This is a genomic window from Duganella sp. Root198D2 (genome assembly GCF_001428585.1).
Taxonomy (GTDB): Bacteria; Pseudomonadota; Gammaproteobacteria; order Burkholderiales; family Burkholderiaceae_D; genus Rugamonas.
Window position 1 is genome coordinate 153923 of sequence record NZ_LMIC01000007.1, and the last position, 19242, is coordinate 173164.

Here is a 19242-nt window from a genome sequence, read left to right on the forward strand (position 1 = left end):
GTCATCATCGCCTGATATCGTCGTCTTCGTCGTCATCGTCATAGAATTTACCGGGCGGGCTATATTCCCCGTTCTGGAACACCGGGCACCAGCCAAAGCTTGTGTCGAACATGGCGAGGTCGATGACCTTGTAGACGCCCGGCTGCGCAGCTTCCAGTGACACCATCCCGAAGGTGTAGTGGGTATAAATGCCGCCTACGCCCGAAATAGCCCGCTCGTGGAGCAGCTTCCAATCCCAACCTTGCACAACACCTGTCGCTTCCGGTAATGGGTCCAGGAATTCGATTTCGAATTCCTTGGCTACCTTGCAAAAGCAAGGGATGTTTTTTTGCCGGATCATTTCTTCCGAAATGAGATTCTTTGGCAGATTAATATGCAGGTACAGACTCACTACTTTCTCCTTGGGACACTGACATTTCGCGGCACGATGACTTCGCCGGTGAAATGCTGTTCAAATTTGCTGACGGGCTGAAAATACTGCTTACCATGCGGGTCACGGATAGCCACAACGCGTACGCCATTTCGCGTAGTTACGCCGTCAACCACAACATAGTGCAGGAATCCCGGGGGATTGGCCTTCGGATTATCTGCAATCACCGCCATGATCGGCACGCCTTTCGACGTGTATTTTGCTACGTCATTCACGTTGCGGCCAGTCCATGCCATAGCCTTAACGTCCTCGGTGCGGAACAAACTGACCATGCGCGGCATGGTAGTGCCACCACCGGCCGGCGGTACTCGATCAATGAGCGCGCCAACTTCGACAGGCTTACCGAGAGTATCCATTATCATGGCCATCGAGTTCTGGCCGCAAGTTGGCTTTTGTCCCTGGTTCAGCACCAGGCGGTCCGTATTCCTTGGTAACCCCGTACGCGTAAAGGGATTTCTGCCAACGTCCGCATTCGGGTGAACATCATCCCCCGGGGCGGCGGCTTTAGGGGAAACCGACGTCGGCTTCCACAGACCGGCACCTTTGGCGCCGAGGAAGCCTCCAAGCAGGCCGCCACCCAGCATCGACCACTTCTGGCCGTCCGAGCCTTCGCCAAATATTTTCCCGCCAACCCAGCCCCCGCCCATTCCGCCAAGGATGCCGCCAATCAGCCCGCCGGCAGCGACGACGGGACCGGCAAGCACCACAGCTGCGCCTGCGCCGACGACGAACAGTGCGACATGCACCCAGGTCGGCACCAGGTCTTCGGCGTGCATATCGTCGGTCTGCACGGTCTCGCCACCAATATTCACGTTGGGAGAACCCTTGGTGATGGTGGCGCTGCAGGTGGTCTTGTCGTCGACGCGTGCGGCGGGCCAGCTATTGATGAAGACTTTGCCGCTGCCGGTCGCCACCTTTTCAGTATCCGTATGCTTGTCGCACTTCGCTGTGTCGAGGTGGGCGCGGATTGCACGCAGGCTGTTGGTGAAGACGTTGGGTGAGCCTGTGGTGGTGATGTTGCCCACTTCCTCTTTGGGCGCCCAACTCATGGTACTCATCACTTCACCGATGCCGCCACCGGCTGCTGCTGCGCCGCCGATGATGGCGGCGGCGGCCAGGCCGCCAGTGCCGACGACGGCCACCGCCGCCACCGCGATAGCCGCGGCGGCGATCAGGCCGCCCAGCAGCCAGCTCATGGTGGGGCTATGACCGATCGGGTCATTCAGCCTTGCTGCCGCTTGTGCCATGGCTAGGCCGCCTGCTGTTCGAGGAAATTGCGCACCGCGTCCAGATGCGGCAGACCCGGAACGTCCATTGGTGGATCGTAGATGGCCGCCAGGTGCAGGTTGTCGAGCAGGCTTGTGGCGTCGGGATCAGGATGGGCCGCCAATTGATACATGCCCGTGTTGCGCAAGCCCGGATCGTAGGAATTGGGCGCCGTGAAATGCGGCTGCAAACGGTTGCCGGCAGCGTCGAAGAAGGCCCAGGTTTCCAGCTCCACTTCGCGCGGGTCGGTCTTGCGGCAGGCCTCGGCTTGGTTGGCGTAGACGTGCAGGCTGCGCCGGCGTGCAGAAAGTGCGAAGGTGTATGGCTGAGTAGCTGCCACCACTTTCCGTTTGGGGGCGGCCGCAGCCACGCTCAAAGGATTCCGCAGCGTCATGCTGGCGAGAAGACCGTCAAACGCTGCGTTCCATTCTTCGGTAAAGGCATTCAGGCAGGTGGCCGCGATCATCATGGCCTGGCGCGTGCCGGGTGCTGGCCCCTCAACCAGCACGATGGCCTGGCGCTGGTGCATGAAGTTTCCGTCCTTGCGCCAGCTGTAGGCCAGTTCGATGGCCGGGGAGGCGCCCACCTGGCATTCCTTCAGGCCACGCAGCTGGAAGCGGGGCAGGGCGCGTCCCAGTTCCTGCCGCAGGCGATCGCCGAAATCTGCCAGGCTTTCTTCCGGCAGCACGTCGGCATGGGTAATGACGACGCTGAATTCACTTGGCCCATCATCCCGCATCACGAACATGTGCATCGATTTGTCTTTGAGCGGCGCTGGCAGATCGAACGTGGCGCTATTGGTGTGGTATTGCATTGTTGAGGCTCCTACTTGTTCAGGTCGATACGGTCGCTGCCGACGATGTCGACATACTTGCCCTGGATGGTGATGGTGCCGTCGGCGCGCAGCTCGATCTTGCTGGCGCCGACTTGCAGCGTGATGTCGGTGCTGGCCGTCAGGTGGATATGCTGGGTGTCGGATTTGATGTCGACGAATTTGTTGGCGCCCACCTCAACATGCTCGGTTTCTGCCTTGAGCATGACGTGCTTTTTCGCCGTGGCACCGATATGCTCGGTCTCCGCCTTCAGCTCCACGAATTTCTTTGCCGTGGCGCCGATGTGCTCCGTCTCCGCCACCACTTCGACGTGCTTCTTCGCGGTCAGGGCAATATGTTCGGTTTCGGCGGTCAGCGCGATATGCTGCTTTGCCCGCTGGTCGATATAGGAGGTCTCCGACACTATTTCGATCTGCTGCTTGACCGTGTTGCGCTGGTAGCCCTGGCTTACCGTATTGGTCTGGTGCGGGCCGTTGACGGTGGTCGCGTGCGCGTTCTGCACGGTCGTGACCATGTCCTTCTGTGCGTGGATGTTGATCAGCTCCGACCCCTTGGAGTCGTGGATCACCATTTCGCTGAAACCGCCGCCGCCCGGCGTGGAGCGGCTCTTGAAGCCCATCATGTGGGCGCCGTCCGGCAGGGCGTAGGGCGCCGGCTGGTCGGCGTTGAACAGGCGTCCCGTACACACCGGGCGGTCTGGATCGCCTTCCAGGTAATCGATCAGGACCTCCTGCCCGATGCGCGGGATGGAAACCGTGCCCCAGCCCTTGCCGGCCCACGGCTGCGATACCCGGATCCAGCAGGAGCTTGCCGCGTCGCGGCGCCCGTAGCGGTCCCAGTGGAATTGCACCTTGATGCGGCCATACTGGTCGGTGTGGATTTCCTGCCCCTTGGGGCCGACCACGGTGGCGGTCTGCGGGCCGGGCATGCGCGGCGAGCGATGCGCGCGCACGGGGCGATACGGGATCTTGCGGCGGATCGCGCTGAAGCTGTTGCGATAAACGTCGTCCTGGTCGCTGGCGAAGAAGTTGTTGCGGCAATCGAGCCGCACGCCGATGACCAGGAAGTCGTTGTCCTTTTCGTCGGTCACGTCGAACCAGTGGTGGCCATGCAGCTTGAAGGTGTGCCCCGGAACCAGGCCGCGGCAGTCGGATTCGCCGGCAAACAGCTTGGCCTGCCATTCCATCGCTTCCATGCGCAGTTGCGCCTCGCGCTCACCGCTGTCGCGGTCTTTGTAGGAGAACGCCGGATTGCCGTCGTAGACTTCGAGCGTCGGCACATCGCCTTGGCGCGCGGCAGTCGGCAGCTCCACGTATTGCACCGTATTGGGCGACTTGAAGTCAAACGTGTTGAGGGCAACCTTGGTCGGCTGCAGCACGCGCCGCGCAGTGAAGGCGGTGACTGCATCGCGCTCGTGCCAGCGGTTGCCGCCATTGAAGTCGATTTCGGCGTGGGCCGACTGCGGCGGGCAGAAAGTACTGTCGCGCGAATCGTCGCTGATCACCATGACGTGGCCTTCCTCGCTGTGCTCGAAGTAGTAGAACAGGCCGTACTTCTCCATCAGGCGGCTGACGAAGTGCTCGTCGGTTTCGTCGTATTGGACGATGTAGTTTTCCGGCAGGTAGGATTTGGCGGTCCTGAATTCATAGGCCGCCAGGCTGCCGTAGTCCGTGGTGAAGATCTGTGTCAGTACATCGACCACGCTCAGGTCCTGGAAGATGCGGGAGTTGGTGCGGCGTTGCAGGAAGGCCAGCCATGGGACGATTTCGGCATGGTAGAAGGCGAAACCGCCGTCCGAACGGGTGAACCCGAAGACATTGACGTAGCCGTTGATGAATTGCTCGCTGCCGTCTGCCAGGCGCACGCCGACGCAGACGTTCTTGCCCAGCAGGTCTTGCAGGTCGATGCTGGAGCTCTTGGAGAGCAGGCGCAAGGTGAAGCAGTAGGGCGAGGATAGAGCGGATTCGCCGGTCACCGCTTCGACCAGCAGGGCCTTGTCGCCCTCCAGGGGCGAATAGAATCGCAGCAGGCGGCTGCCTTCGTGCAGGGCGGCAAACGGGCCGCTGCCGACAGCCTGCTGCAGCGCTGCCAGGCGCGGCTTCATGACAGCCGGCGCATATTCCGGCGCCGGCGACATGAAGTCCTCGATCGCCAGGCCGGCCAGCGGATGTTCTTCGATTTGCAGCGCCTTGGCCAGGGCCGGTGTGGCGGCGGGCGCAGCCTCTTCGACTGCGCGGGAGTGCGCAGCGTGCGTTTCCGCCGCCAGCGCGTTGACAGCAGGAAGGGCGCCGCCCAGGCCTTGCGCTGCCAATGCGGGCGCGCCCTGCAACAGCGGTGCCGGCACTGCTTCAGCGCTCCCGATAGCGCCAAGCCCGGCGCCAATCGCTTCTTGCGCCAACTGCGCAGCAGCAGGCGGCAGCCTGCCCTGGGTTGCCATGTCTACTGCGGTGGGTAGTGCCTGGCCGGCCAGTTTGCCGGCCAGCGCGGATACGCCTGGCGCCTCGCCGCGGGGCGATGACGCCAGCGCTGTCTTGCCATCCAATGGACCAAACGACATTCGGGCAACTCCTATCAATTATCCGGGGGAACAAGTGCGCCGAGTGCACTTATCAAATTTACAAAGTTTCGAAGAATATCAAATTGCGCCGAGAGCCAACGCACGGTTGAAAGAGGAGGTTGATGCTGCGCGTCGGCAAAAACACATGGCTTTGTTGTAACAAGGCCAGCAAACCCGGCGTTTTCTTTGACGCGCCAGTTTTGTACGCTATGATCGGCTGGATACCCCCGGAGTCCAGGCGTACATGAATTCTGTTTCGAGCAATGTTGAAGTTGTGGCCAATGCCTTGCAATTGGTCGGAATGCCGGCCTGCGCCTGCGATGCCGACGGCCTGGTGATTGCATCCAACTCCGAATTCGACGCCTTGCTGCAATCGGACCCGCGCGGGCGCAACGTGGTGGAGATGTTTGCCCGCCATGTGCGCGCCGAAGCGAATGCGCAGTTGAATGCCGCGCTGGTGGTTTCCGCAGCCTTGCCGAACATGGCGCCGCGCACCGCGCCCAAGTGGGACAGCGTGCTGACCAACGCCAGCGGCAATTACATCGCCGTGCAACTGACCGTCAAGGCGCTGCCGGGCGGACTCGATGGCGGCGCCACCATCATCTTCAATGACATCAGCAGTGCCCAGCGCGACCAGCGCGCGCTGCGCAAGGCCATGCTGGAGCAGCAGGCCATCCTGGAAAATGCGGCTGTCGGCATCATCCTGGCCAAAAACGGCTACGTGGTCGAATGCAATATGCGCGCGGCCGAGATGTTCGGCTATGCGCGCCAGGAGCTGGAGGGCGCGCCGAGCGACATCCTGTACCCGACCCCGGAAGAAGCGCTGCGCATGCGCACCGAGTACTTTCCGGTGCTGGCGCAGGGCACGCCGCTGACGCTGGAACTGCAATTGCGCCGCCGCGACGGCAGCCTGTTCTGGTGCCGCTCCAATGGCCGTGCGCTGGACCCGTCCGATGCCCGCGAAGGCACGGTCTTCATCCTGGAAGATATCAATGAGCAGCGGGTGGCGACGGAAGCGATGGGGCGCCTGCTGCTGGAGCAGAAAGCGATCCTGGACAATGCATCGGTCGGCATCCTTTTCACCAAGAACCAGGAAATCCTGACGGTCAATCCGCGCATGGCTGAAATGTTCGGCTATACGCTGGAGCAGCTGCGCGGCCGCCATGCTTCGATCCTGTTTGAACAGGCCGCGCAGCACACGGCTTTCGGCTTGCAGGCCGGGCCTTTGCTCGCTGCAGGCCGCCTGTTCGAACTGCGCGAGTGCCAGCTGGTGCGCAAGGACGGCGCCATCATCTGGTGCCGCGTGCGCGCCCAGGCGGTGGACCAGGCGCACAACGCCGGCGGCACTATCTGGATCCTGGAGGACGTGACCTTGTCGCGCCAGACCCAGATGGAAGTCGAGGCCATCATGACCAATGCCTCGATCAGCATCCTGTTCACCAAGAACCGCCTGATCACGCGCTATAACCGGGGCTTTGCCGACATGTTCGGCTACCAGGGCGATGAAGCGCTGGGCATGCCGGGCCGCGCCATTTATCCGGACGACGAAACCTATCACCGGGTCGGCTCCATTGCCGGCCCGCTGCTTAGCCAGGGCCGGCACTTCCACTCCGAGACGCTGATGCGCCGCAAAGACGGCAGCGACTTCTGGGCCCAGTTGATCGGCTATGTGGTCAATCCGGAAGACCCAACCCAGGGTACGATCTGGATCATCGAAGACCGCACCGCGCAAAAGCACGACGAAGAATCGCTGCGCAATGCGCTGCTGGAGAACCAGGCCATCCTGGACAGCGCGGTAATGGGCATATCCGTTTGCGAGAAGGGCCGCAACCTTCGTTGCAACGCCAAGATGGAGGAACTGTTCGGCTACGGCCCGGGTGAAATGGCCGGCGTCAGCGTACAGACCTTTTATCCCGACCTGGCGGGCTGGGACGCGGCCCGCAAGGCGACCGAAAAAGACTTCCTGGCCGGTCACGCCAGCGCTTACGAATACCGGCTTGTGCGCAAGGACGGCAGCAGTTTCTGGGCGCGTCTGTCGGGACGTCCATTCGACATGGCCGATCCCAAAGGCCGCTCGGTATGGCTGATCGACGACGTCACCTCGCGCCGTGAAGCCGCCGAGGCGGTGCGCCGTGCACGCGACGAACTGGAAGTGCGGGTGCTGGAACGCACCGCTGAACTGGCAGGTGCGAACGCGCAGTTGCAGGCTGAAATCGTGGAGCGCCGCCAGGCCGAGGCCCGTGTGCACCACATGGCATACCACGACAGCCTGACCGGCCTGCCCAACCGCGCACTGCTGGCAGATCGCCTGGACCGCGCCATGCTGGCCGCGCAGCGCTCCGGGTGTCGCCTGGCCGTGATGTTCATCGATCTTGACCGCTTCAAGACCATCAACGATTCGCTGGGCCATATGACCGGCGACGCCCTGCTGAAGGAGGTGGCGGCGCGCCTGGTGGGTGCGGTGCGGGCCAGCGATACCGTGGCGCGCCTGGGCGGCGACGAATTCGTGGTGCTGCTGCCCGGCATTCACAGCACCGACGAATCGAGCCACGTTGCGCAAAAGATCATCGACCTGCTGTCCGAGCCGATTCCGCTGGAAGGGCGCCTGCTGCATATCACGCCGTCGATCGGCATTTGCACCTATCCCGATGACGGCAGCGACGTTGCCACGCTGATGCGCAATGCCGATGCGGCCATGTACCACGCCAAGGCTTCCGGCCGCAATAATTACCAGTACTTCAACGAAGAGATGAACATGGCGGCCGCCATGCATTTCGAGATGGAGAGCGCCTTGCGCTCAGCCTTGCAACTGGGGCAGTTCGAGCTGCACTACCAGCCGATCATGGATATCGCCACGCGCAGGCTGGCTACGCTGGAAGTGTTGCTGCGCTGGCGGCGCCCGGCCGGCGGCCTGGTGATGCCGGACCAGTTCATTCCGCTGATCGAAGAAAACGGCCTGATCGTGCCGATCGGCGAATGGGTGCTGCGCCGCGCCTGCGAGCAAAGCATGGAGTGGCAGCGCCAAGGCATGGCGCCGGTGCCGATGGCGATCAACCTGTCGGCGCGCCAGTTCATGCATCGCGGCCTGGTCGATTCGATCCGGCGCACCCTGGAAGAAACCGGTATCGATCCGGTCCTGATCGAATTCGAGATCACGGAAACGGCGCTGATGCAGCATGGCGAACAGACGCTGGAGATCCTGGGCCAGATCAATGCGATGGGCATTCGCCTGTCGATCGACGACTTCGGCACCGGCTATTCCTCGCTGGCTTATTTGAAGCGCTTCCCGGTGCGCAAGATCAAGATCGACCGCGCCTTCATCAAGGACCTGGAAGAAAGCGCGGAAGACCGCGCCATCGTAGCCGCGATCATCGCGCTGTCGGACAGCCTGCAGCTATCGGTGGTGGCGGAAGGGGTGGAGACGGAAGGGCAGTTCCAGCTCTTGCGCGCGCAAGGCTGTACTTTTGCCCAGGGCTACCTGTTCTCGAAACCCGTGCTGGGCGTGCGCGCCCAGCTCATGATGGAACGCCAGGCAGCTTAAGCGCCCAGCGTCGCGATGACCGGCGCATGGTCGGACGGCTGCTGCCACTTGCGCGGTGCGCGGTCGATCACGCAGGACAGGCAGCGTTCTTTCAATGGCGCAGACAGCAGCACGTGGTCGATGCGCAAGCCCTTGTTCTTCTGGAAGCCCAGCATGCGGTAATCCCACCAGGAGAAGCTTTTTTCCGGCTGTTCGAACAGGCGGAATGAATCGTGCAGGCCGAGGTCGAACAGTGCCTGCAGGGCGGCGCGCTCCTTGTCCGAGCAGAATATGTCGCCTTCCATCGCCGGGTCATGCGTATCACGGATATCGGGCACGATGTTGTAGTCGCCCAGCACCGCAAGGTGCGCGTTGTTCGCCAGCTCTTCGCCCAGCCAGTCGCGGAAGCCGGCCATCCAGCCCAGCTTGTAGGTGTATTTGTCCGAGTCGAGCGCCTGGCCGTTTGGCACATAGGCGTTCACCACGCGGATGCCGTTGATGGTGGCGGCCAGGATGCGCTGCTGTTCGTCCGGGTATTTCGGATTGTTCTTGACCACGTCCTGCAGCGGATGGCGCGACAGGATGGCGACACCGTTGTAGGTTTTCTGGCCGTTGAAAACGACCTGGTAGCCCATCGCTTCGATTTCCTTGACCGGGAACTTGTCGTCCGTCAGCTTGGTTTCCTGGATGCACAGCACATCGACCGGATTTTCACCCAGCCATTTCGTAACGTGCGGCAAGCGAACGTTCAATGAGTTAACATTCCAAGTGGCTAATTTCATGTCGGGCTTTCAAGTTGCGTGGGGGCAGATCTTATCAATACTCACTATGCTATGGGAAGCTGTCGTATTTGAGCCAAACAATGATTCTGTGGTGACATCAAAATTGTGCTTTCCTGTCGCAAAAAGGTGCCACTGTAAAAATAATTTCCAATAGTGCTTCAAAGTTATCAGATTGGTACTAAAATTACGCTATCAACAACCGTAAACGTCAATATAATTAAACGGTTGGTATCGAAGTTGTTTCCGCGAAGCTGGGTGTTTTTGCTTATATACAACGAATTGAATGTTGTTGTAGGTAAATAAGTGGTAATATAGGGAAACTAATTCCGATTTAACGGGCACTGCAAACTAAAGGAATACACATGCGATCTGCATTCGAAGCATGGGCGCAGAAGGACGGCCAAATCGTCCGTCGGCGCGAAGACAAGCCAGAAGAGTATCTGGTGTATGAGACACAACGTCGTTGGCTGATCTGGCAAGCGGCACTGGAACACGGCAAGTCGCCTACCGGCCGCAAGTCCGCCCGCGAGGCAAGCGCACGCGCAGCGACCCAGCGTCCGCAAGCTATTGCAGTCGCTGACGCCGAAGTGCGTAATGAAGTCCTGAACGAAGTCCTGGACGCGTTCCAGGGCATTGGTGCGAACAGCATGGACGACATCATGCACGTCATTCAGGGCCTGCGCCAGAAACGGGGCCAGTCGGCCGACTGAGCCTGACTGCATGCCAACCAGGCTGAGTCGATTCGCGTCCGCAGCGCTATGCGCAGCGGCGGCGGGTGGCTGCGCCACTTTGTTCGACTCGACCGAGCAGTCGGTACTGGTGCAGACCGTGCTGGATCATCAGCAGGTGTCTGCCATCGGCTGTGTGCTCTCCAATGACCGGGGGCGCTGGTTCGTGACTTCCCCCGGGCGGGTGACCGTGCGCAAGAGCACCCAGCCGCTCGTGGTGGACTGCCGCCGCGAAGATGTCTGGGCTTATGACCAGATCGAAGCGCGCCAGAATGCCTCCAAGTGGGGCAATATCGTCTTCACCCTCGGAGCCGGCCAGATCGTCGATAAACAGACGGGGGCCGGCTTTGACTTGCCTTCCACGATTACGGTCGTCCTGCAACGCGGGGAGGGTGCTGCTGCGCGCGGTGCGCCGCCGCAGCTGCCGACATCGTCGGTCTACTAAAGAAAAAGCCGGGTTTCCCCGGCTTTTTTATTGACTGCTCCAAATATCAGCCTGCGCGGCCGATCAGGAAATTGGTCAGCATCGGCACTGGACGGCCGGTGGCGCCTTTGGCGGCGCCCGACTTCCATGCGGTGCCGGCGATATCGACGTGCGCCCATGGATACTTGCGGGTGAAGTTTTCCAGGAAGGCGGCCGCGGTGCAGGACGCGCCGCCTGGCGAGCCGATATTGGCCAGGTCCGCGAAGTTGGACTTTAGCTGGTCGTTGTACTGCTCGCCGATCGGCAGGCGCCATGCGGTGTCGCCGGTCGCTTTGCCCGATGCCATCAGGGCGTCGATCAGTGCATTGCCGGCTTCGTCGTCGCGCGCGAACACGCCGCTGTTATGGTGGCCCAGGGCGACGATGCAGGCGCCGGTCAGGGTCGCCACATCGATTACGGCGGCAGGGTTGAAGCGCTCGGCGTAGGTCAGGGCGTCGCACAGGATCAGGCGGCCTTCGGCGTCGGTGTTCAGGACTTCGATGGTCAGGCCGTTCATCGAGGTGACGATGTCGCCCGGTTTGGTGGCGCGGCCGGAAGGCATGTTTTCGCATGCGGCCACGATGCCGACCACGTTGGACTTCAGGCCCATTTCGCCGATCGCGCGGAAGGTGCCCAGTACCGAACCTGCGCCGCACATATCGTATTTCATCTCGTCCATGCCAGGACCGGCCTTGATCGAAATACCGCCGGTGTCGAAGGTGATGCCTTTGCCCACCAGGACGGTCGGTGCATCCTTGGCTTTGCCGCCTTTGTGCTTCAGGACGATGAACTTGGGCGCCTGTTCGGAACCGTTGGTCACGGACAGGAAGGAACCCATCTTCAGAGCTTCCATCTGCTTGCGCTCCAGGATCTCGACTTCAAAGCCGAAGTCCTTGCCCAGTTTCTTGGCGACGTTGGCCAGGTAGGTTGGGGTGCAGACGTTGGCGGAGAGGTTGCCCAGGTCCTTGGTCAGTTCCATGCCGTTGGCGGTGGCGAGCGCTTGCGACAGGGCCAGCTTGTTGCCGGCGCTGTTGGCCACGGCCAGCGCCACTTTCCCGGGACCGGCCCATGCCGGGTCTTTCTTGGATTTCTGTGCGTCGGTGCGGTACACGGCATCGCGGCCGGCCAGCACCACGCAGCGGATCGCCCAGTTGGCGTCGCGGCCTTTCACTTCTTCCAGAGGCAGTGCGATAATAGCGTCCGCCGATGCCACGGTGCCCAGCGCCTTGATGGCGGCATTGATGGCGGAACCGAAGGCTTTTTCGGCGACAGCTTCGTCGGCGCCCAGGCCGACCAGCAGCACGCGTTCGGCTGCGGCGCCTTTCAGGCCGCGCAGCAGCAGGGTGGTGCCGGCTTTGCCGGTGATGTCGCCTGATTTCAGGGCGGCGGTGATTTCGCCTGCGCCGTCGAGGGCTTTAGCCGCTTTCGAGAGCTTCTTGTTTTCGAAGACGCCGACCACGATGCAGCCGCTTTTGGCGCTGGCGATGGTGTTCTTGGCGTCGAGTGCTTTTATGCTAAAGTCCATTTGGTTTCTCCTAAATTTTGTAGAACGAATTATAAACGTCGAATGATCTTCCATCGCGCCCTCCGCCGTGAGCTGGTCAGCTCTGCCGGGGCTTCCTTTACGGTACTGTTCTCGATCCTCCTGACGTGGACCTTGATTTCGATCCTCGGCAAAGCCGCAGGCGGCAAGGTCGCGTCCAGCGATGTCATCGCGCTTATCGCGTTCGCAGCCCTGAATTATCTGCCAATTGTCCTGATTTTCACCAGTTTTATTTCCGTGTTGATGGTGGTGACCCGCATCTACAAGGATTCGGAGATGGTGGTCTGGTTTGCCGCGGGCGTCAGCCTGACGCGTTTCGTCAAGCCGGTATTCATGTTTGTCTTGCCGCTGGTCCTGCTGACCGGCGCGCTGAGTTTTTATGCGACGCCGTGGGCGCGTTCGAAGAGCGCCGATTACGTTGAGCGTTTCGCCAAGCGTGAAGACCTGCAGAAAGTTTCGCCGGGCCAGTTCAAGGAATCCTCGTCGGCCAACCGCATCTTCTTTGTGGAAGGCGTCACGGGCAGCAGCGCCGTGGTGCGCAACGTGTTCGTTAACCAGGTCGATGCCAAGGGCACGTCCGTGGTGGTGGCGAGCGAGGGCGTGATCGAGACGCTGCCTTCCGGCGACCGCCACCTGGTACTGAAGAACGGCCGCCGTTACCAGGGCAAGCCGGGCGATGCCGATTTCCAGAGCATGGAGTTCGAGCGATACAGCATGCGCGTTTCGCAGCAGTCGTCCGAGTCCGACAGCCAGAAGGAGACCAAAACGCTGCCGACGACGGAGCTGATCGCCGCCGGCACCAATCCAGCCAAGGGGGAACTGATGTGGCGCATGTCGCTGCCGCTGGCCTGCCTGGCGCTGTCGATGCTGGCGATTCCGCTGGGCTTCGTCAATCCGCGCGCGGGCAGTTCGATCAACCTGATTCTCGCAGTGCTGATCTTCTTCACTTATAACAACCTGATCAACGTGTTCGAGTCGGGTATCCGGCGCGGCAACTTCAAATTTGGCATGAGCTGGTGGCCGCTGCACCTGGCGATGGCGCTGGCAGTGCTGATATTGTTCGCCTGGCGCCTTAACGTAAATCACCGCTACCATCCTCGCGCGATGTGGGCCGCATTCAAGCGAGGGGTACGCAAATGAGCACTCTGCAACGCTACTTCTTCGTTTCGATCCTGCAGGCCGTCGCTTTTGCGCTGGCGGCTTTGCTTGGATTGCAGGCATTCTTCGACTTGACCGGCGAACTGCCTGTGGTCGGCAAGAACGGCTATGGCATGCAGCATGCCGCCTTGTTTACGCTGACGATGCTGCCGCAGCACGTAAACGAGGTGTTGCCGGTGGCGGCCTTGATCGGCACCATCTATACCATGGCGCAGTTCGCCTCGACTTCCGAGTTCACGATCATGCGTGCCTCGTCGATGTCTACCCGCATGGCCGCGGTCATGGTGGGCAAGGTCGGACTGGTGCTGGTGCTGATTGCCTTCATCTTCGGAGAACTGATTACGCCGCGCCTGGCGCCGGTGGCGGAAAAAGTTCGCCTGATGGGCCGAGGCGCCACCGTGTCGTCCGAATTCCGCTCCGGCATGTGGACCAAGGATATTATCAAGAGCGAAGGCATGACCGGCGAGGTGCAGGGTACGCGCTTTTTCAACGTGCGCGAAGTACGCTCGGATGGACAGCTGGCGGATGTCAAGCTGTACGACTTCGATAATCGCTTTCGCCTGCGTACGCTGACTTACGCCAAGACGGCTTCGTTCAAGGGCAATAACACCTGGCTCCTGAACGAGGTGACCGAGAATATCTTCAGCAACCCGGCATTGGCGGTGGAAGGGGCGCAAGCCAACCTGGCCAATAACTATGCGCAGGCAACCAGCCTGGTTGAGATCAGGCGGCATGCCAGCAAGGAGCTGATTTCGGAGATTACGCCAAAGATCCTGTCGGTGTCCGCCTCCGATCCTGAACACATGTCGGTCAATGAGCTGGCCGTGTATACCCGCCACCTGCAGGAAAACAAGCAGGGCACGGAGCGCTTCAAGATCGCCTTCTGGAAGAAGCTGTTCGACCCGCTGGCCATTTTCGTGCTGATGGCGCTGGCGCTGCCTTTCGCCTACCTGCATACGCGCGCCGGCGGCGTGAGCCTGAAGATCTTCATCGGCATCATGATCGGCGTCAGCTTCCTGCTGGTGAATACCCTGTTCTCGCATATCGGCCTGCTGTCGGCGCTTCCGGCGTTCCTGACGGCGCTGATGCCAAGCCTGCTCTACCTGATGCTGGCGCTGGGAGCCCTTTACTGGGTGGAGCGCCACTAGCATGGGCGGCCGCGCTCTGGTGCTGTTCGCGCATGGCGCCCGCTCCGCCAGTTGGGCGGCGCCGTTCGAGCAGCTGCGTAACATGGTCGCGGCGCGTGCGCCGGATGCCGATGTTTCGCTGGCTTTCCTGGAATTGATGTCGCCGCGCCTGCCGGAGCAGGTGGCTGCGCTTGCCGCGCAGGGCATCGACGATGTGACCGTGGTGCCGGTGTTCCTGGGACAGGGCGGGCATGTGCTGCGCGACCTGCCGCTGCTTCTCGATGAAATGCGCCTGGCGCATCCCGGCGTGGCGATTCGCGCCGTCGGCGCGGTGGGGGAGGACCCCACCGTGCTGCGCGCGATGACCGATTACTGCTTGTCGTCGCTGCCTTTGGCGTGAGCCACCATGGCGGCAATCGTGCTGCCGGGGTTGTCGAATTCGCGCTGCACGGCGTCGCGCAGGGCTTCCGACTTCAGCGATTCGATTGCGGCGGCACTGGCTCTGGCCAGCTCCTCATCTTCACCCAGGCGGCGCAATACTTCCACTACCAGGCGTACTTCCTTGGTGTAATTCAGCACGAAAGCCAGCAATTGCGGGGCGGAAGAGGTGTTGCCGCGCCTGGCCAGGTCTTCGGCGAAGTCGTTGACGCGTTTGGCCAGGGCGGCGATGCGGGCCACCGGGTCCGGCAGGTAGCGGCGCGCCAGCTGGAAATCTTCAACGGCCACCAGGGCCGGCAGGGCCAGTTCGGCGCAATCCTTGGCCAGTTCCGGCAGCTGGGCGTCGATCTGGGTGAACAGGTCGTGGGTGGCGCGTTCCTCGCCAAGCGCGCTGTTGATGGCGCTGACGTCATGGAAGCGGCCCAGCGTGGCGCTGCCGTTCAGGATGCGCTGGGTGTCGCGGTCGCGGATCGCCTGCAGTGCGCGGCGCGCCAGCGGGAATTGCTCGGCCAGGTAGATCCAGTCGCGCAGGGCAAAGGACAGGCGAACGCCGGCCAGGGTCGGGTCGTCCTCGATCGCATGTTCGTGGAACCACAGGTGGTCGCGCAGGGCATCTTCGTATTTGCCTGCCAGGCGCGCATTGCGGGCGCGCTCCAGGACTTCGTGGGCTTGGCTCATCTTGTTCCTCTCATTGCAAGAGGACGATATTTTACCTTTTTTGCTGCGGCCGCGGCGCCATTGCCTTGCCCAGCATGACCAGTACCGGTCCATGCGCGGCCGGCAGGCCGTGCGCCAGCTCGGCCAGGGTGATGCGTTCGAGGCGCTGGTCCGGCCGGCTGACATTTTCGATCACGACCACCGGGGTGTCCGGCGAACGGCCCTGCGACAGCAGGTTGTTGGCGGTGGCGATCGCTTCGCGCCCGCCCATGTACTGCACCAGCGTGTCGGTCGACGGGATGGTGAGTTCTTCCGGATGGCCCGGAGCAGTGGAGGAGGTGAAGAAGGCCACGCTGCGCGCCACGCCGCGTTTGGTCAGCGGCTGCTGCGCCGCGGCGGCGGCGGCAACCGCAGTGGTGATGCCGGGGACGACTTCGACCTCGATGCCGTGCTGCTCGAGCGCCGTCAATTCCTCGTCGGCGCGGCCGAACAGCATCGGATCGCCGCCTTTGAGGCGCACCACCATGCGGTAGCGCGCTGCGCATTCAACCAGTTGCTGGTTGATGACGCCTTGGGCGGTGGAGCGCTGGCCGGCGCGCTTGCCGACCGAGATCTTCTCCGCCTGCGGGCAGAGCGCCAGCATTTCTTCGGTCACCAGCGCGTCGTACAGCACGACGTCGGCTTGCGCCAGCAGCCGTGCGCCACGCATGGTGATCAAATCCTGCGCCCCCGGTCCAGCCCCAATCAAATACACTTTCCCGTATGGCATGCGCAGGCTCCTGTCTGGCGAAGTTTATTCGCCGAGGCGGATCATGCCTGCGGCTACTGTCTGGTGCGTGACTTCATCGATCAGGATGAAGGCGCCGGTGGCGCGGATATCCGAATAGGCATCGGCCGCCAGCGGTTGCTGCACGGTCAGCGCGATGCGCGCCACGTCGTTCAGCTTCAACGCATCCGCATCGTGCCGCTGCTGGGTGTTGATGTCAAGGATGGAGTCGATTTTGCTCACTTTTGCAGCGCTCTGCCTGGTGCCATGCTTGATCCAGTACTTGCGGCGCAGGTCCAGCGGTTCTTCGGACAGCCAGCACACGTCCGCGTTCACCTGCTTGAGCAGGTTTGCCGGCTGCGCGCTGGAGGCCAGCAGGTCGCCACGCGATACGTCGACGTATTCCTCCAGCACGATGGTAACGGACTGGCCGGCGCTGGCGCTTTGCAGGGAGCCGTCGAAGGTGACGATCTCCTTGACCGTGGCGCTCTGGCCGGAAGGCTGCACCACCAGCTTGTCGCCGACCGAAACGTTGCCGGCTTCGATACGCCCCATGTAGCCGCGGAAGTCATTGGCTTCGTGGCCGTTGTGGCGCGCCACCAGCTGCACCGGGAAGCGGAAGGCGGAGTTGTGCGATTCGTCGTACACCGGGAGGTCTTCCAGCAGCTCGATCAGGGTAGGACCCTGGTACCAAGGCATCTTGCCGGATTGCTCGACCACGTTGTCGCCGGCCAGCGCGGACAGCGGAATGGTCTTCACGTCCTTGATGCCCAGGGTTGCCGCGAATTCGCCGTATGCCTTGACGATGCGCTCGTACACGTCCTGGTCGTAGTTCACCAGGTCCATCTTGTTCACTGCCACCACCACGTGCTCGATCTGCAGCAGGTGGGCGATGGTGGAGTGGCGCTTGGTCTGGATCAGCAGGTCTACGCCGCCGTCTTCGCGCAGCTTCACTTTCGACACGTCGACCAGGAGGATCACGGCATCGGCGGTGGAGGCGCCGGTCACCATATTGCGGGTGTACTGTTCGTGGCCCGGGGTGTCGGCAATGATGAACTTGCGCTTGGGCGTGGCGAAGTAGCGGTAGGCCACGTCGATGGTGATGCCTTGCTCGCGCTCCGCTTCCAGGCCGTCGGTCAGCAGGGACAGGTCGATGGTGTCGCCCACGGTGCGCTTATGCTTGGCGCGCGACACGGCTGCCAGCTGGTCGGCGAAGATGCCCTTGCTGTCGAACAGCAGGCGGCCGATCAGGGTGCTCTTGCCGTCGTCGACGGAGCCGGCGGTGATGAAGCGCAGCAGGTTGCGTTCGTTCAGGTTCTCGTTCAGTGCGTTCATCAGAAGTATCCTTGCTTCTTGCGTTTTTCCATGGAGGCTTCGGAGGTCTGGTCGTCCATCCGGGTGGCGCCGCGCTCGGTGATCTGGGTCACTGCGGTTTCGGCGATGATCGCGCCCACGTCGGCAGCGTCGGAAGACACAGGGCAGGTGCAGGAGATGTCGCCCACGGTGCGGAAGCGCACTACCTGGGTTTCGACGGTCTCGCCTTCACGGGCCGGGGTCAGGTCGGTCAGCGGCACCAGCAGGCCGTTGCGCGGGATCACCTGGCGTTGGTGCGCGAAATAGATCGACGGCAGCGCCAGGTTTTCGCGGGCGATGTACTGCCACACATCCAGCTCGGTCCAGTTCGAGATCGGGAACACACGCATGTTCTCGCCTGGGTGGACGCGGGTGTTATACAGGTCCCACAGTTCCGGGCGCTGGGCTTTCGGGTCCCACTGGCCGAATTCGTCGCGGAAGGAGAAGATGCGCTCCTTGGCGCGCGCCTTCTCTTCATCGCGGCGGGCGCCGCCGATGCAGGCGTCGAAACCGTGTTCGGCGATGGTTTCCAGCAGCGTCACGGCTTGCGCGGCATTGCGCGAATCGGTGGCCGGGTTGCGCAGGCGCACGGTGCCCTTCTTGATCGAATCCTCGACGGAGCCGACGATCAGGCGTTCGCCCAGTTCGGCCACGCGGCGGTCGCGGAACTCGATCACTTCCGGGAAGTTATGGCCGGTGTCGATGTGCACCAGCGGGAATGGGAATTTCCCTGGGCGGAAAGCCTTTTCCGCCAGGCGCAGCAGCACCACGGAGTCCTTGCCGCCGCTGAACAGCAGGGCAGGGTTCGAGCATTCGGCGGCGACCTCGCGCAGGATGTGGATGGCCTCCGACTCCAGCGCGTCCAGATGGCGCGAGTTGACGTGTTGTTCTACCAGTGCGTTCATTTAGCCTACTTTCTTAATTCGAATCAGTTTGCCGTCTACCAGGTGCAAGCCGCATTCCTTGGAGTCCGGGTTTTCCCACCACCAGCGGCCGGCGCGTACGTCCTCGCCTGGCTGGATGGCGCGGGTGCAGGGTTCGCAGCCGATCGACGGATAACCCTGGTCGTGCAGCGGGTTGTAGGGCACGTCGTTGGCGCGGATGTAGTCCCACACTTCCTGTTCCGACCAGTCGGCCAGGGGATTGAACTTTTCCATGCGGTGCGAACCATCATACTCCTGCACCGGCAGGTCGGAGCGGGTTGCAGATTGGGCGCGACGCTGGCCGGTAATCCACGATTTTTTGCCGTTCAGGGCGCGGCCCAGCGGCTCCACTTTGCGGATATTGCAGCATTCCTTGCGCAGTTCAACGCTGTCGTAGAAGGCGTTCAGGCCTTTCTTTTCCACGTAGGCGTCGATGTCGGCCTGCACCGGGCGGTACAGCGCGATCTCATAGCCGTAACGCTCCTGCACGCGCTCCACCATGCTGGTGGTTTCCTGGTGCAGGCGACCGGTCTGCAGCGAGAAGATACCGATCGGCAGGCCGGCCTTCAGGATCAGGTCCGTCAGGACCATGTCCTCGGCGGCCAGGCTGGAGGCGAAAACTGCAGGCGAGAACTCTTCCGCAACGCGTTCGAGCGTGGCGAGCGTATCCCGCACGCGGGTGGCAAGCTCGCTCATGG

The 19242-nt window shown here is 62.0% G+C and carries 17 protein-coding genes; 6 read left to right on the plus strand and 11 right to left on the minus strand.

What is annotated here, in order from left to right; all coding sequences use genetic code 11:
- Positions 1-4 precede the first annotated feature (4 nt).
- Genes ASE26_RS09630 through tssI form a run of 4 tightly spaced genes read right to left on the minus strand, consistent with a single transcriptional unit; the run spans position 5 to position 5086 of the window.
- Positions 5-391 carry a hypothetical protein gene (locus ASE26_RS09630; protein WP_200960802.1) on the minus strand — a complete coding sequence of 129 codons (387 nt, stop codon included), beginning with the start codon at positions 389-391 and terminating at the stop codon, positions 5-7.
- Entirely contained in the window at positions 391-1677 is a 1287-nt protein-coding gene (locus ASE26_RS09635; protein ID WP_055937428.1) for a PAAR domain-containing protein, read from the minus strand. The genes ASE26_RS09630 and ASE26_RS09635 overlap by 1 nt, the downstream gene beginning before the upstream one ends.
- Positions 1678-1679: 2 nt before the next feature.
- Positions 1680-2510, minus strand: coding sequence for a DcrB-related protein (locus ASE26_RS09640; protein WP_057246109.1), 831 nt, complete (start codon positions 2508-2510; stop codon positions 1680-1682).
- 11 nt (positions 2511-2521) lie between these two features.
- Positions 2522-5086 (minus strand): type VI secretion system tip protein TssI/VgrG, encoded by a 2565-nt coding sequence (gene tssI, locus ASE26_RS09645; RefSeq protein ID WP_057246111.1) that lies wholly within the window; start codon positions 5084-5086, stop codon positions 2522-2524.
- Positions 5087-5330: 244 nt separating this feature from the next.
- Between tssI and ASE26_RS31940 the strand changes: the two genes are divergently transcribed.
- Complete coding sequence (locus tag ASE26_RS31940) at positions 5331-8627, plus strand: bifunctional diguanylate cyclase/phosphodiesterase (protein ID WP_057246117.1); 3297 nt, start codon at positions 5331-5333, stop codon at positions 8625-8627.
- Here ASE26_RS31940 and xth read toward each other — a convergent pair.
- Positions 8624-9388: an exodeoxyribonuclease III gene (xth, locus tag ASE26_RS09655; protein WP_055937439.1), complete on the minus strand. Its 765-nt coding sequence runs from the start codon at positions 9386-9388 to the stop codon at positions 8624-8626. The genes ASE26_RS31940 and xth overlap by 4 nt on opposite strands.
- A 362-nt stretch (positions 9389-9750) precedes the next feature.
- Between xth and ASE26_RS09660 the strand changes: the two genes are divergently transcribed.
- Both ASE26_RS09660 and ASE26_RS09665 read left to right on the plus strand, forming a co-directional pair.
- On the plus strand, positions 9751-10098 hold the full coding sequence (locus ASE26_RS09660; RefSeq protein ID WP_055937442.1) for a hypothetical protein: 348 nt from the start codon (positions 9751-9753) through the stop codon (positions 10096-10098).
- A 79-nt stretch (positions 10099-10177) separates the two neighbouring features.
- Positions 10178-10561, plus strand: a complete 384-nt coding sequence (locus ASE26_RS09665; RefSeq protein WP_229207295.1) for a hypothetical protein — start codon at positions 10178-10180, stop codon at positions 10559-10561.
- Positions 10562-10607: 46 nt separating this feature from the next.
- Here the strand turns inward: ASE26_RS09665 and ASE26_RS09670 are convergent, their stop codons facing one another.
- The gene (locus tag ASE26_RS09670) at positions 10608-12104 is read right to left on the minus strand and encodes a leucyl aminopeptidase (protein WP_055937445.1); all 1497 of its coding nucleotides are present in this window, start codon (positions 12102-12104) and stop codon (positions 10608-10610) included.
- 42 nt (positions 12105-12146) lie between these two features.
- On the opposite strand from ASE26_RS09670, the gene lptF reads away from it, so the two are divergent.
- The 3 genes from lptF to ASE26_RS09685 are packed head-to-tail and all read left to right on the plus strand — an operon-like array spanning position 12147 to position 14807.
- Positions 12147-13262: an LPS export ABC transporter permease LptF gene (lptF, locus tag ASE26_RS09675; protein WP_055937448.1), complete on the plus strand. Its 1116-nt coding sequence runs from the start codon at positions 12147-12149 to the stop codon at positions 13260-13262.
- A complete protein-coding gene (lptG, locus tag ASE26_RS09680) occupies positions 13259-14428 on the plus strand; it encodes an LPS export ABC transporter permease LptG (RefSeq protein WP_055937452.1) in 1170 nt (389 codons plus the stop codon). The genes lptF and lptG overlap by 4 nt, the downstream gene beginning before the upstream one ends.
- A 1-nt stretch (position 14429) precedes the next feature.
- Positions 14430-14807, plus strand: coding sequence for a sirohydrochlorin chelatase (locus ASE26_RS09685; RefSeq protein ID WP_055937456.1), 378 nt, complete (start codon positions 14430-14432; stop codon positions 14805-14807).
- On the opposite strand, the gene ASE26_RS09690 is transcribed toward ASE26_RS09685, so the two are convergent.
- The 5 genes from ASE26_RS09690 to ASE26_RS09710 are packed head-to-tail and all read right to left on the minus strand — an operon-like array spanning position 14777 to position 19240.
- Positions 14777-15523, minus strand: coding sequence for a hypothetical protein (locus tag ASE26_RS09690; protein WP_055937459.1), 747 nt, complete (start codon positions 15521-15523; stop codon positions 14777-14779). The two genes, ASE26_RS09685 and ASE26_RS09690, sit on opposite strands and share 31 nt — an antisense overlap.
- Before the next feature lie 31 nt (positions 15524-15554).
- The gene (gene cobA / locus ASE26_RS09695) at positions 15555-16271 is read right to left on the minus strand and encodes a uroporphyrinogen-III C-methyltransferase (RefSeq protein ID WP_055937463.1); all 717 of its coding nucleotides are present in this window, start codon (positions 16269-16271) and stop codon (positions 15555-15557) included.
- 24 nt (positions 16272-16295) lie between these two features.
- Positions 16296-17603 (minus strand): sulfate adenylyltransferase subunit 1, encoded by a 1308-nt coding sequence (locus tag ASE26_RS09700; protein ID WP_057246119.1) that lies wholly within the window; start codon positions 17601-17603, stop codon positions 16296-16298.
- Entirely contained in the window at positions 17603-18526 is a 924-nt protein-coding gene (gene cysD / locus ASE26_RS09705; RefSeq protein WP_055937470.1) for a sulfate adenylyltransferase subunit CysD, read from the minus strand. Before cysD ends, ASE26_RS09700 begins: the two co-directional genes overlap by 1 nt.
- Positions 18527-19240: a phosphoadenylyl-sulfate reductase gene (locus ASE26_RS09710; protein WP_057246120.1), complete on the minus strand. Its 714-nt coding sequence runs from the start codon at positions 19238-19240 to the stop codon at positions 18527-18529. It abuts the gene before it with no gap.
- Between the last annotated feature and the right edge of the window lie 2 nt (positions 19241-19242).